Annotated in this window: 16 protein-coding genes; all 16 read right to left on the bottom strand. The window is 47.6% G+C overall.

The genetic code is table 11. The features are described from left to right. Positions 1-12 precede the first annotated feature (12 nt). Positions 13-1,239: a MinD/ParA family protein gene (locus tag BUA83_RS02275; RefSeq protein WP_234988195.1), complete on the bottom strand. Its 1,227-nt coding sequence runs from the start codon at positions 1,237-1,239 to the stop codon at positions 13-15. A gap of 7 nt (positions 1,240-1,246) precedes the next feature. After that, positions 1,247-3,022: a flagellar biosynthesis protein FlhF gene (locus BUA83_RS02270; RefSeq protein ID WP_072934546.1), complete on the bottom strand. Its 1,776-nt coding sequence runs from the start codon at positions 3,020-3,022 to the stop codon at positions 1,247-1,249. Then, complete coding sequence (gene flhA / locus BUA83_RS02265) at positions 3,023-5,086, bottom strand: flagellar biosynthesis protein FlhA (protein WP_072934545.1); 2,064 nt, start codon at positions 5,084-5,086, stop codon at positions 3,023-3,025. A 51-nt stretch (positions 5,087-5,137) separates the two neighbouring features. Continuing rightward, entirely contained in the window at positions 5,138-6,262 is a 1,125-nt protein-coding gene (flhB, locus tag BUA83_RS02260; RefSeq protein WP_094756407.1) for a flagellar biosynthesis protein FlhB, read from the bottom strand. Further along, entirely contained in the window at positions 6,219-7,001 is a 783-nt protein-coding gene (gene fliR, locus BUA83_RS02255; RefSeq protein WP_072934544.1) for a flagellar biosynthetic protein FliR, read from the bottom strand. The genes flhB and fliR overlap by 44 nt, the downstream gene beginning before the upstream one ends. A 15-nt stretch (positions 7,002-7,016) precedes the next feature. After that, entirely contained in the window at positions 7,017-7,286 is a 270-nt protein-coding gene (fliQ, locus tag BUA83_RS02250; RefSeq protein WP_072934543.1) for a flagellar biosynthesis protein FliQ, read from the bottom strand. A gap of 11 nt (positions 7,287-7,297) precedes the next feature. Next, the gene (gene fliP, locus BUA83_RS02245) at positions 7,298-7,999 is read right to left on the bottom strand and encodes a flagellar type III secretion system pore protein FliP (RefSeq protein WP_072934701.1); all 702 of its coding nucleotides are present in this window, start codon (positions 7,997-7,999) and stop codon (positions 7,298-7,300) included. A 74-nt stretch (positions 8,000-8,073) separates the two neighbouring features. Further along, positions 8,074-8,610: a flagellar biosynthetic protein FliO gene (fliO, locus tag BUA83_RS02240; RefSeq protein WP_072934542.1), complete on the bottom strand. Its 537-nt coding sequence runs from the start codon at positions 8,608-8,610 to the stop codon at positions 8,074-8,076. Next, complete coding sequence (locus BUA83_RS02235) at positions 8,610-8,972, bottom strand: response regulator (RefSeq protein ID WP_072934541.1); 363 nt, start codon at positions 8,970-8,972, stop codon at positions 8,610-8,612. Before BUA83_RS02235 ends, fliO begins: the two co-directional genes overlap by 1 nt. 93 nt (positions 8,973-9,065) lie before the next feature. After that, positions 9,066-10,304 (bottom strand): flagellar motor switch phosphatase FliY, encoded by a 1,239-nt coding sequence (gene fliY, locus BUA83_RS02230; RefSeq protein ID WP_072934540.1) that lies wholly within the window; start codon positions 10,302-10,304, stop codon positions 9,066-9,068. Then, a complete protein-coding gene (fliM, locus tag BUA83_RS02225; RefSeq protein ID WP_072934539.1) occupies positions 10,297-11,301 on the bottom strand; it encodes a flagellar motor switch protein FliM in 1,005 nt (334 codons plus the stop codon). Before fliM ends, fliY begins: the two co-directional genes overlap by 8 nt. A 36-nt stretch (positions 11,302-11,337) precedes the next feature. Next, on the bottom strand, positions 11,338-11,871 hold the full coding sequence (locus BUA83_RS02220) for a flagellar basal body-associated FliL family protein (RefSeq protein WP_072934538.1): 534 nt from the start codon (positions 11,869-11,871) through the stop codon (positions 11,338-11,340). A 67-nt stretch (positions 11,872-11,938) separates the two neighbouring features. Next, positions 11,939-12,139, bottom strand: coding sequence for a flagellar FlbD family protein (locus tag BUA83_RS02215; RefSeq protein ID WP_072934537.1), 201 nt, complete (start codon positions 12,137-12,139; stop codon positions 11,939-11,941). A gap of 38 nt (positions 12,140-12,177) precedes the next feature. Further along, positions 12,178-12,816 carry a MotE family protein gene (locus BUA83_RS02210; protein WP_072934536.1) on the bottom strand — a complete coding sequence of 213 codons (639 nt, stop codon included), beginning with the start codon at positions 12,814-12,816 and terminating at the stop codon, positions 12,178-12,180. Between the two features lie 59 nt (positions 12,817-12,875). After that, a complete protein-coding gene (locus BUA83_RS02205; RefSeq protein ID WP_072934535.1) occupies positions 12,876-13,493 on the bottom strand; it encodes a lytic transglycosylase domain-containing protein in 618 nt (205 codons plus the stop codon). Further along, positions 13,494-13,961 (bottom strand): flagellar export protein FliJ, encoded by a 468-nt coding sequence (fliJ, locus tag BUA83_RS02200; protein ID WP_072934534.1) that lies wholly within the window; start codon positions 13,959-13,961, stop codon positions 13,494-13,496. Positions 13,962-13,967: the final 6 nt, after the last annotated feature.

Below are 13,967 nucleotides of genomic sequence, written 5' to 3'. Positions count from 1 at the left end.
TTCCCTCCTTCCTTATTTACCGTTGAACTTTAAGAGTTTCTGCAGGAATCCCCGCCATCCGAGATTAACAGATTTCCTCCCTCCATAAAGGATTCCCTGCGCAACCGCATGAACACAGCGGGCTGCCAGCGTATTTGGATACACTGCCAGAAGCGGTGCCTGCTTCTTTACCGCGTTCATCACATTGCGGTCCTCATATATATATCCAAGCGAGGGCAGACGCATGGATAAAAATCTTTCTGCTGTGCGTCTGAGCTTCGCTGTGACATCCTGCCCTTCCCGTTCATCGTATATACGATTAACGACGAGCTTCATGTTTTTTACCTGCGCATGCGTATTATACGCCTTCATGACAGCGTATGCATCTGTCAGAGCGGTCGGTTCAGGAGTCGTAACCAATACAACTTCATCAGCAGCCAAAATAAACTCAATTACATTTTGACCTAAACCGGCGCCCGTGTCAATCAAAATCACATCTGCAAGCTCTCCACATGCACTCAGTTTTTCCAAAAGCACCTGTCTTTCTGCCTGTGTAAACTCAACTGCGCGCTCAATTGCGGAGCCGCCTGAAATGTAATCAACCCCATATGGACCGTGCATAATAACGTCATTCAGAGTTATTTCGGGCTGAAGCAAGTGCATCAAATGATACTTTGAAACTGTCCCCAGAACGACATCCACATTTGCCATACCGAAATCAGCATCTATGACAATAACCCTTTTACCTTCCATTCTCATGGCAATGGCCAGATTTACGGTAAGATTTGTCTTTCCTACGCCACCCTTGCCGCTGGTTATAGCAACAATGCGTGCTCCGTTTTCATGCACAGCATTCTGAAAGCTCTTACGTTCTGTTCCCCGTCCATTTCGCACCTGCACCGGCTGCGTGAGTGGTGCGGCTACGTACGGGACACTGGGTTTTGGCACATTTACAGGAGACGGCTGCGCTGTCTGCTGAATCACAGGCTGTACCCTTATCTGCTGAGCAGCAGCTCCTACAGGATTCCCTGAGTACACCATAGGCTTTCTTCCCGCTTCATTTGACGATAAATTCTGCTGAGGTTTCATCCAATAGAACGGAGGCTGTGAACTTCCACCTTGTGAATCCGCGCCCTGTGATGCCGGTTGACGAGCAGGCTGCTTTGGCTGAAGAAATACCTGGCCGCTGCCTTGCTGTGGAACATCATATTCTGTTTTATCCTGTACAAGCTTGCGGAGGCTTGATGCCTGATCATCCATATCGTTTTTACCTCAGTAAAAGTTTTGCCAAAGCTTCAGGTTTTGCCGGTTCAATGTCATCCGGTACACTCTGCCCGTTCGTAAGATATGAAAGCGCGATTCTACGGTCATAAAGAAGATTAATTATAAATCCAAGACTGTCCGTCTCATCGGTTTTTGTAAAAATCACGCGATCAGGCTTGCATATAGAAAAGCGATCCATAATAGCCTCAGCATCATGCTCCTTGGTCGTAGCACTCATAACAAGATGCTTTTCTATTGACGAATCTACCGCCAAAAATTCCTTAAGCTCCTGCATCTGATAATCATTATTCTGACTGCGGCCGGCCGTATCAATCAAGATCAGCTGTTTGCCCTTATGCTTTCGAAGCGCCGGTTTAAGTTCTGCCGCAGAATACACAATTTCAAGCGGCAGTCCTATTATATCCGAGTAAGTCTTAAGCTGGTCAACAGCAGATATACGGTAAGTATCGGCAGTGATAAGCGCAACGCTTATACCCCGCTCCAACACAAAGCGCGCCGCAATCTTTGCAATCGTCGTCGTTTTTCCGACACCGGTTGTTCCGATAAGCGCAACAATCTTTGGACGTCCGTCCTTCAGTCCGATACCATCTCCTGTCTTTATTGCAGAATGCAGATATTCCCCAAGCGACTTCAGTGCCTCCTCAGAATCCTTCGGAGCCAGAAGCTCTGCCGGTGAAATCTTGCGAATGATGTCCTGCATGACCTGCTCGTTTACAGCCTGTGCTTTGAGTGCATCCTGTAAGGTAACAAGTTCACTTTCAGTACGCGGCTGTCCCATAACCTGCTTGAGCATGAGTCTCATCTGTGCAAGCTCATCCTCGAGCGCCTGAATCTTCTCCTCGCCCTTGTCAGGTTTTATTTCATTTTGCACTTTATCCTTCGATACAGCTTCAGATGTTTCTGCCTTTATAATCTTGGAGTCAGCCTCTGTCTTTGGCGCAGACGGCTGAGTAAATTCAGGCTCATAGCCTGCAGCCTGCTGAGGATACGGCTCTGCCTGTTTAGCAGGCTGCTGCCGAAAAATCTCCCCCTGTGGTACTATCTGCTGCTGAGGCTGCATCTGTTGCGGCTGCTGCACCTGCTGAAATTGCTGTGCAGCCTGTGCTGAATACTCCTGTGAAATATACGGAAATGAATGCTCAGTCTGAGGCGCCATTGCAGGCGGCTGCACCTGTCCTGGACGGCTGACCTGCTGAACCGATGGCACCGCACGCACGGGCTTTATCGGAGCAACTGCCTCAATAGGCTGCGGCTCAATTGCCCGATTTCCGACTGTACGCGTTTCCATTTTCTCTGTTTCCATCGGAACAAAGCCCCTGCTCTCCTCCTGTGGAAAATAGTCTTCTATTCCTGAAGACGCCTGATGCACACGATCAGTGAAATCAGCAGAGCTTCGCGCCAAAGAAACTCCCTCCGGAGTTCCTGCGGTCTTATACTGTGCAAGAACCTGCCGGGGTGCCTGTGGCGTTGTCATGCGCGGAATTGAGGAAGCCGTCCGCGAATTTCGCGTAGACCTGGCCGGACGTACCGGACGAATCGGAGCCTGAACCCTTGATACCTCAGGTATTTTAACCTCAGGGCGCTGTGGTGCATCCTCCAGCGCTGCAGTCACTTCGACCACTTCTTTACTCTTATATCCCAGAAAACCACCCTGACGGTAGCGTTTAGTATGAAGTATGACGGCATCCCGTCCCATTTCATCTTTTACCATAGCCATTGCCTCTTTAAGGTCAGCGGCCTTAAATACCTTTACACGCAATTATACCTTCACCACCCCAAGAATCTGAAGCTCTACGCTTTGTTCAATCTCTGCATGAGACAAAACTATGATGCCCTGAATTGAGCGTTCAACCAAATTATGGAAATATGGACGAACTGCCGGACTTGTGAGGACAATCGGCTGATACCCCATATTTGTAAGCTTTGTAAGCTCTGTATTAAGCGCCGTAAGCAGACGCTGCATAACATCCGGCTCCATGCTGACATAAGAGCCGCGGTCTGTACGCTGTACAGCACCCGCAATACGGTTCTCTATCGCCGGATCAAGTGTTACGCATGGAATAACATTATTTTGAATATTCTGCTGCGTTATCTGACGTGCCATTGCGTGTCGGACATATTCAGTAAGAATATCTGTATCCTTCGTAGCGCGCCCGTAATCGGCCAGCACCTCAAATATTGTACCCATATCGCGTATGGAAATACGTTCCCGCAGAAGATTTGAAAGCACTTTCTGAATCTCGCCGACATTCATAAGCTCCGGAATAACTTCGTCGACCAGAGATGGATTTGCCTTCTTGAGGTTTTCCACAAGATCCTGAGTCTCTTTACGTCCAAGGATTTCATCAGCATGTGCCTTTATGACCTCAGTAAGATGTGTCGCAAGAACAGACACAGCATCTACAACAGTATAGCCATTAAGCTCAGCCTGCTCACGCTGTGCCTCAGCTATCCAAAGAGCAGGGAGACCGAAAGCAGGCTCCGTTGTCTCAATTCCGGGTACCTCTTCAAAGACAGTTCCTGAATTCATAGCAAGATAGTGATCCAGCATCAACTCGCCCTTCGCTATCTCAATACCCTTAAGCTTTATGATATAAGCGTTCGGCTTTATCTGAATGTTATCCCGAATGCGGATTGTAGGAACAACAAGACCAAGCTCCAGAGCGCACTGACGACGTATCATAACAATACGCTCCAGCAGATCTCCGCCCTGTCCTGTATCGACAAGCGGTATCAGACTGTATCCGATTTCAAGCTCCATCGGGTCAACCTGCAGAAGCGAAACAATATTCTCCGGTTTGGTAGCTTCCTGTTTTTTCTTCTCCTGCTTTGCCGTAGTAGTCGTTTCTTCCGTCTCTGCCTGAGATTTTTTTAAGGAATAACCGATAAATGCGGCAATAAGAGAGAGGCATGTAAACGGTATTCCCGGAAGTCCCGGCACAATCGCCATCAGAATCAAAACGCCGCTGACGATGAAAAATACGCGTGAATTACGAAACAGCTGGGTTACAAGATCGCTTCCGAGATTACCATCAGAAGCAGCACGAGTAACAATAATACCCGTTGCGGTTGAAATCATCAGAGCAGGAATCTGATTGACAAGACCTTCACCGACTGTCAGCAGAGTATAGTTCTGAAGCGCCTGCGTAACCGTCATATTTCTTTGTACCATACCAATGATAAATCCACCGGTAATGTTTATGATAATAATGATGATAGCTGCAATAGCATCACCTTTTACGAACTTCGAAGCACCATCCATTGCGCCGTAAAAATCTGCCTCACGCTGAATCTTTTCACGACGCTTTCTTGCCTCTGCATCTGTAATAGCACCCTGATTTAAGTCAGCATCAATCGACATCTGCTTACCGGGCATAGCATCCAATGTGAAACGCGCCGAAACCTCCGCAACACGCTCAGCGCCCTTCGTGATAACGATAAACTGGATAATGATAAGAATTACGAACACAATAAAACCGACGACAGCATTACCACCGACAACAAAGTTGCCGAATGCCGTAATGACTTCGCCGGCGTATCCTTCCAGCAAAATAAGGCGCGTGGAAGAAACGTTCAGCGCCAGCCGGAAAAGTGTCGTTAAAAGCAAAAGCGACGGGAAAACAGAAAGATCCAGCGCCTCTACGTTATAAATTGTAACAAGTACAATGGTAAGTGCCAAAGTAACATTAAGACACAACAGAAGATCAAGCAGCATTGTAGGAAGCGGGATAATCATCATCAAAACAATGGTGATTATCGCTGCTGCAATGATAACATCACTATATTGTTGTATGATTCCTCCGGCCGTACCTTTCTCTGCCATAACTGTCGAAGTCTCCTCTTTTCGAATCCGTGCAACACAGACTCAAAATCTTTATGCATAACGACGGTGTTTCAGGCGGTAAACATACGCCAGAACCTCCGCCACCGATTTATAAAGCTCCTTTGGAACCGTATCCCCGATTTCCACAGAAGCGTACAGCGCACGAGCCAGAGGGCGGTTCTCAACGATTGTCACCCCAGCCTCCCGTGCTGTGTCTTTAATTTTTTGTGCTACAAAATCCTGGCCCTTTGCAACAACCTGAGGTGCAGGCATACCACGGTCATACTTAAGCGCAACCGCGAAATGCGTCGGGTTTGTTACGACGACATCCGCATTCGGGACCTCCTGCATCATACGCGACATTGCCATCTCACGCTGTTTGGAGCGGATTTTTCCCTTAATCTGCGGATCTCCTTCCATCTGCTTAAACTCTTCCTTGACCTCCTGCTTACTCATCTTCAGAGACTGGAAAGTTGACCATTTCTGAAAAGCGTAATCAAAGACCGACAGAATGAAATACACCCCGATAATCTTAAATGCCAACGAAAAAATAACGTCAGCAATATTCGGAAGACTCGCAGCAAGCTCAAGATATAGCAGCTTAGGTATCTGCAGGATTTCATCCTTCAAAAAGTTGTAGACAAAAGAACCTATGATAAGTATTTTAAATATCGACTTCACAAGCTCCACTAAAGCGCGCTTTGAAAAAATCCTTCCCATACCGTTGATGGGATTAAGATTTTCCAGTTTAAACCCCAATGGCTCCGTTGTAAAATTGATACCCACCTGCATAAAATTGATGAAAAGCCCAACCGCCATAATCATTCCCATAATCGGAAACGCTGTTTTGGCAAGAACAATTATAATTCCTATGAACAGCTGCATGACTGTTTCAGTATCAACCCCCTGACTCATGTGGTTGAATATGTAGGTCATATAATTGCATATCTCCTCATAAACGGAAGAGCCAAGCATTTTCAAGCCCCAAAAGCCGGCCAGCATAACAAACGCGCCGCTGAGCTCAGTACTTTTGGCAATTTGTCCCTTGTTTCGTGCATCCGCCTGTCGCTTAGCAGTAGGATCTTCTGTTTTCTCTCCTGAGAAAAGCTGAAGGTCGAAGACAAACTTCCTGTCAAATTGCCCTGAGGACAAGGGAGATGTTTCCATACACTTCATTAAACAACACATCCAGGAACAAAACATAGAATGGTACAACGATGGACAGCATAAAAAGTCCTATGACAATCTGCAGGGGAACACCAACAACAAAAATATTAAGCTGCGGCATCGTCCTTGCAAGAATACCAAGCCCAACGTTCGTCAAAAGAATGGCAAACGATACAGGCAGAGCAATCTGCATACCCGTCGTAAAAATCCCCACGGTGAACCTTGTGATTATTTCTGCCAAAGAAACATCTGCCGCCAGCATCTGCAAAGGAACTCTTTGAAAGCTGTTGACCAGTGCAGTAATGAGGACATGATGCCCATTCGTCGCCAGAAATACAATCACGCTCAAATTATAAAGAAAACTTCCGATAAGCGGAATCTGCTGACCGGAAGTTGGATCCATAACATTCACGATAGAAAAGCCTACCTGCATATCCATGACCTTGCCGGCCATATGGATCGTCGCGAATGAAATGTAAGCTACAAAACCAATGAGCCAGCCGACGAATAATTCTTTAAGCACCAGAGCCGCGTACCCAATAACCGTGGGAGGTACCGGCAGCATCCCCGACGCCGCGTCAACAGACGGAAACATTACAATCGAAATCGCAATTGCCGTACCAACGCGGACATACTGAGGAATATTGATACTTCCGAGGAACGGTGCCATTATAAAAATGCCACTGATCCTCACCAATACAAGAAGAAACACAGCCGCGTGATTTTGAAGAATCTCATAAAAATCCACGATGCATTCCCCTTACTATCTGAGATAAAGCGGAATATTCACAAACATATTCATGACGTATTCCACCATAATACGGAGCATCCATGGTCCAAAAATCAGTATTGCCACAAAGACCGCAATGATTTTCGGAATAAATGCCAGTGTCTGCTCCTGAATCGAAGTCGTTGCCTGAAACACACTCACGCACAGACCGACAAGGAGACCAAGTCCAAGCATCGGTGCCGAGACCATCAGAACGACCATCAAAGCCTGCTGTCCAATCTGAACAACCACATCTCCAGACATCGTTCCATCTCCTATTTAAAGCTGACAATCAACGACTTAATCAGAAGATGCCAACCGTCAACCATAACGAAAAGCAAAATCTTAAACGGCATCGAAATCATAACAGGCGGCAGCATCATCATACCCATCGACATAAGTGTACTTGCCACAATCATATCGATAACGATAAACGGTATGTAAATCATAAAGCCTATCTGAAACGCCGTTTTAAGCTCGCTGATAACATATGCCGGAATGAGCGTAAACGTCGATACGTCATCCGGTGAATCCGGACGCGGTGCATCCGAAAGGTTAACAAAAAGTGCCAAATCCGATTCGCGTGTCTGCTTAAACATAAACTCACGCATAGGCGCCACCGTATTTTGAAGCGCCTGCTCCTGAGAAATCTGTCCATTCAGATACGGCTGAATTCCCTGCTCGTTCGCCTCGCTCCAGTACGGTGACATGATGTAAAACGTAAGGAACAGCGACAACGCAACAACAACCTGATTCGGCGGGACATTCTGTGTTGAAAGAGCATTTCGCAAAAAACCCAGCACAACAACAATACGAATAAATGCAGTTGTCATCACAATAATTGACGGTGCCAGTGAAAGAATCGTCAACACTGCAATAATCTGCAGGGTAGAAGCGACCTGCTGCGGATTTTCCGCAGTCCCGACATTGACATCCACACTTGGAATCAACGGTGCTGCTTGAACCGCAGGAACCATCAGACAAAAAGAAAGCAGGACTCCCAGGCAAATGAGAGCCCGCTGTTTATTCATCACCGCTGCACAACCCCTTCTCATCTGCGATACGGACCGTTTCTAAACATAGACGGAATCCGTTTTGCAAGCTGTTCCAACGAGCCAATCTGCGATGAAAACAAATCATCAGCGGACGGCAGGTTTCCAAGCTCGCGGCGATGCAGCCGTTCAATCTCATCTTCATCCGTTACTTCGCGGAGAAGTGTTATCGAATGCTCGGTAACTCCCAGCATGAAGACGCGTTCTGCAAGCTCAACGACACAGACGGAGCGGTTCGGGCCCAGAGGAAGATGCGCAAGGATACGCCCTCCCTGTCCTTCCGACGTTCTTGCAAATCGGCCGCTTAAAAAACGCGATGCCATATATGCCATGATTACTACAAAAGCAAACACAGCAAAAAGGCTTAAAAGATACGCAATCGTAGACCACCACGAAACAGCGGTCGGGCGCGGATCCGCCTCAGTGTAACCGGAAAGATAACCGCTTCCGGCGGCATCAGCTGCCGACACAGTTCCCGTCAGCAGGAGTACCAGCAAAAGTGCCGGTCCCAAGCACCGAAGCACACGGGCGTTCATCAACCCACAGCTTTACGAACAGCTTCAAGGACACGGTCTGCCTGGAACGGTTTAACGATAAAGTCACGGGCACCTGCCTGAATTGCCTCAATAACCATTGCCTGCTGACCCATAGCGCTGCACATAACAATCTTTGCATTCGGATCAATCTTCTTAATCTCCTTAACAGCGCTGATACCATCCATCTCAGGCATCGTGATATCCATTGTCGTAAGATCAGGTTTGAGTTCCTGATACTTCTCAACAGCCTTCATACCGTTCTCGGCCTCACCAACAACTTCATATCCGTTCTTGGAAAGAATATCCTTAACCATCATACGCATGAATGCCGCATCATCTACAACTAAGACTCTAACTGCCATGTTTCATCTCTCCTCATCTTTGCATTGTAAAAATGGCCTAATTTAACTTGTTAATATTATATAAAATATAAAGGAATTTCTCAAGAAAAACTATCACTGGAGTCGCGCCGCGCGCTCCTCAGGACTTACGATATCCGTAATTCGGACACCGAAGTTTTCATCAATGACAACGACCTCGCCCTTCGCCAGAAGCTTTCCGTTGACCTGAATGTCGACAGGCTCACCTGCAAGCTTATCCAACTCTACGATGGAACCGTTTGTAAGCTCGAGAATCTCCTTAATTGACTTCTTTGTGCGTCCAAGCTCTACTGTAACCTGAAGCGCAACATCGAGAATCAATCCTATATTTGCATCGTTGACCTGTACCGGAGCCGTAGACAAAGGCGTAAACTGTACCGGTTGTACAGGCACTCCCTGAGCTACCGCCTGACCGTAAGACGGCATCGGGGCCGCCTGCATCATAGGTGCTGCCTGTGGAGCAGGAGCCGCCATCGGAGCAGCCGGTGGTGCCATCGGCGGAGGTGCCGCAACAGGCGCAGGTGCAGGTGCCGGAGCAGGCGCAGGCGCCGGTGCGGGAGGCGGTGGAGCAACCTCTTCTTCAGCCTTGCTGCTGTTCATGAGACTCTCAACCATTTCCTCTGCAATATCCAGCGGAAGAATCTGCATTATCTGGCTGTCAATGAGACCGTCAACCTCCATACGGAATGAAATCTTTGCAACGGTATCATCTCCCCCGACAATCTCCGTGACCTTGTCCTCGGAGCCGAGATCAATCAAATTAACCTTTGGTGGTGAAATATCAATTTTTTTGTTGAACATCGTCGAAAGAGACGTCGAAACAGACCCCATCATCTGATTCATTGCCTCTCCGACTGCACTCATGTGAATCTCATTCAAATCTGTCGGCGGAGCTGTTCCGTCACCGCCCATCATGAGATCCGCAATAATGCATGCATCCGAAGCCTGTATCGCCAAAATATTATTTCCGTCGATACCAACCGTATACCCGACCTCAACAATGAGATAAGGCAGCGGATACGTGTTGCGGATAGAATTCATTGTGTCGACAGAAACCGTCGGCGTAGTAATCGAAACCTTATGACCAAGCAGCACAGAAAGCGTTGTTGCAGCACTGCCCATGGAAATGTTGCCGATCTCGCCGAGCGCGTCCTTCTGCATATCGGACAAGCAATCCTCAATAGCGGAATTACCTGTGTCCGCAGCAGCCTCTCCGGCTGCATCATCTGCAGGCGCGCTTTCTGCCGGGGGAGTTACACCGCCGCCGTTTAGCAACGCGTCAATCTCCTCCTGCGAAATCATATCATCACTCATCTGTATCTTCATCTCCCTCTGGAGCTACGCGTGTAATCTGCACGGCAGCTCTTTTTCCGAATGTACCCGGTCTGCAGAAAAACTTCCTGCGCTTTCCTATCTGGCAGGGCAGCTCATCCTTGACCTTCGTATCAAGCTGAAGCACATCTCCATATCCCAGCGTCAAAAACTCGCGTATGGATATTTCGATGGAGCCGAGCTGTACCACAAAAGGTACACTCGTTCTGGCTATCTTTCTTTGTAATATTTCAACCTGCTCCGGGCGGTTTTCCTTCGATACCGAAGAAGCAACCCAGAAGGTTGTTGTCAGTTTAGACATAATCGGTTCGAGTACAAGATACGGGATACAAATATTCATGAATCCCTCGACCTCACCGATTGTTATCTTCAGAGTGATGATGACAACCATATCACTCGGCGGCACAATCTGAACGAAAGCCGGATTGGCCTCCATGACCTCGAGCCGCGGGGTAATCTTTACCACATTTGCCCACGCCTCACGGAAATTATCAATTGCCTTGGCGAAGGTCCTGCGGATAACCGCCTCTTCAATCTCGGTCAGCGTACGGGGCTTAATGGTGTTTGCCCCTGTACCTCCAAATACGCGGTCAATAATTGAAAACGCTATGCTCGTATTGAGCTCCATGATTATATTGCCCTTTAACGGTGGAACCGCCAAAACTCCGATAACACTCGGATTGCCCAATGATTGGATAAATTCCTGATAGGTAAGCTGTTCTACGGAAGCGACTTCTATATCTACCAGGCTCCGAAGGTTAGTTGACAGATAAGTGTTCAACATACGACCGAAATTTTCATGCAGCATCTGCAGGGTACGAATCTGATCCTTTGAGAACTTATCCGGACGTTTGAAGTCATATGTCTTGACCTTTTTCTGCTGTTCTTCTGCCTTTACCTCATCCGCGGAAACATCACCGCTGGAAATTGCGGACAACAGCTTATCTATCTCGGATTGGGATAGTACGTCATCTGCCAATCTTCACCCTCCTTCCCTCTGATATGAATTCGCTTGTCACTGGAGGACAAAGCTCGTGATATACACATTGTAGATTGAACCCTCTCCCAACGTGTGGTTCACCTCGACCTTGATTTTATCCTTGAGTGCCTCCTGCTTCTGGGCATCAAAACCATCAAGCGGCTCAGACCTCAGAATCTGAAGCACTGTATCAAGCATTTTTGTTTCTGCTACAGGGTTCAGCTTACCTTCTTTGATGTTATCCTGTTTTCCGGGATTCATCTCAAGAACAATGCCAACCTTAAGGAAACGTCCTCCCTTGATACCGCCTACATTTACAAGAAGCCCTTCCTTTGCATCGCCGAGCTTAATAAAGACACCCGGATCATGATAACGAGGTGCTCCTTCCTCCGCAACAGAGTTCGACAAAATCTTCGTTGCTACGAAATAGGAAATGCCTGCAGCCAGTACAAGACCAACCAGGACTAAAACAGCAATAATAATAATGGGAGACTTTTTCTTCCCCTCCGCCGGCTTCTCTTCTTCCTTTGCTTCTTCAGCGCCCTCTGCCGGTTTCTTTTCGTCTGCCATTCTCAATCACTCCTCTGCTCTCTTTTCAAAATTTATGCGATACAGGAAGCCAGGCTTCCGAATCCCCTCAGTACTTCTGAAGTGCACGCCGATACGCCATAACACGGCGGACAACCTCATCCATAGGCTCATCAACTATAAGCTTTTTACCATTGATGAGTGTAACAACCGTATCAGGAGTTTCTTCTATTGTTTCTATTATTTCGGCATTGAGTATGAAAACTCCTTTTTTATTTACCTCAGAATTAAATTTTGTAAGCTTTATCATCAGCTTTTAACCATTCCTTTCTTCCGGCAACCCCAGGCTTACTGCCCTGCCGGAGTTATCTGAGGTTCCGTCTGGGCATTTGCAGCATCACCCGGAGAACTCATATTCGGACGCGTTCCTGCATACATAATCCTCGTCAGCCTTGCTGACTTATCCGGCTCAAACGCCGTAAGAACCTTGGCACACTGCGATTCATCCATTCGCTGCAGAATAGCGATTGTTATATCATCGTTAAGCGCATCCATTATAGCAGCCGCATCAGTCGGCTTCATTTCATTGTATAGGCGCGCAAGCTTAGTAACGCGCTTCTTCTCTGCCGCCTGCTGCTCTTTTCTCTGCTTCTCAATCTCAGCCTTGGTAAGAATCATAGGCTTGGATTCCTCAGGCTTCTGCTGAGCCGCCTTGTCTTTATCCTTATCATTCTGTGCATTATCAGCAGTCTTGGCCTCAGGAGTCTGCTCCGACGACGTTTCCGTCACCTGCCGCTTTACAAAATACTGCCCTATAACAGGCATATCGTAAAGTTTCATGCTCTCATTGATTTTATCAACATCAAAGATTCGGAGATAAATTCCTACGAAGAATCCTGCGCCAATCAATAGAACGAGCAGAAAGAGGATTGCAAGTGCCTTTAAGATACGCCGCTTCTTCGACGGCTGTTCATTTGTCTCTTCCATCTATTCCCCGTCCTTTGTTCTTCGTCATACCTTCACCTGTTTTCTAATGACAAAGTGCCTCATTTATATAAGTCAAGCACAGAGTCCACATAGGCCTCCGTCTCACCATACGGCGGTACCCCGCCGTGATCACGCACAGCCTGCGGCCCCGCGTTATATGCCGCGACCGCCTTTCTGATATCTCCTCCAAAGGTCTGGAGGAGCTGGCTCAGATACTTGGCGCCCCCGTCTATATTCTGATTTGCATCATAAGGATTAATTCCAAGAGATGCTGCCGTATCCGGCATTAGCTGCATAATTCCGACAGCACCTGCATCCGATACCGCATCCTGATGGAATCCCGACTCCACCTCGGCAACCGCCGAAACAAGTGCCGGGTCGATATTATATTTCTTCGCTGATGCAGCGATTACATCATGATAACCTGCATCCAAACCTGTTGTCTGTGAAACTCCGGCCACAGGATTAGACGGATTTGAGCGATAAGCACTGTTTACCGTGGGCGCCGTCTGCCGGGCATTATTCCCATTGGCAGTTTTTCTGGCGTCAGCGGACTTCATCTGCTCCTCCAGCATAGACTGAAAGCTTGTATTTCCTCCCGGTCTGCGCCGCATACCGAGACGATACTCAATATCCGCGACACGCTGCACAACTGCATGAAGTGACGATAGATCCATTTAAGCATGCGCCTCCTGTCTATTATTTCTCATATAAAGCTGCAGTCCAATTTCATCAAGCATCTTGCTCTCCTCAAAAAGGAGCTCATCCTTGTACTCCTGCAGCCGTTTTTCCTTGAGCTGTTCAATACTTTTAAGACGGCTCATGAGCTTCAAAAGTGCCTTCAGACACTGCTGTCTTTCCGACTGCCGCTGCAGAATCACCTGCTGCTGCTGTTCAATCTGCTGTCTTTTCCAGTTAAAAAAGCTGTTGTAGGTGGTAAGGGTGCCGACTGTTATCCGCTTTCCCTCACCGGTAAGCTCCGCATAATCCCGCTGTCCCTTTGCCATTTCCTGCAAAAGCTGCTGCAGATACTCACGGGCTTCATCAAGAAGTCTTGTTGCCTCAGCAAATTTCAGCTCAGCATCTTCCTTCTTTCGCCGCGTGACCTCCAAATATTTTTCAAGCTTAAAGCGGAACTTCTTCATTACCTT

This window comes from Schwartzia succinivorans DSM 10502 (assembly GCF_900129225.1).
Lineage (GTDB): Bacteria > Bacillota > Negativicutes > Selenomonadales > Selenomonadaceae > Schwartzia > Schwartzia succinivorans.
Note: the sequence above shows the minus strand (reverse complement) of the source record. Positions and strands in the feature narration are given on the sequence as shown.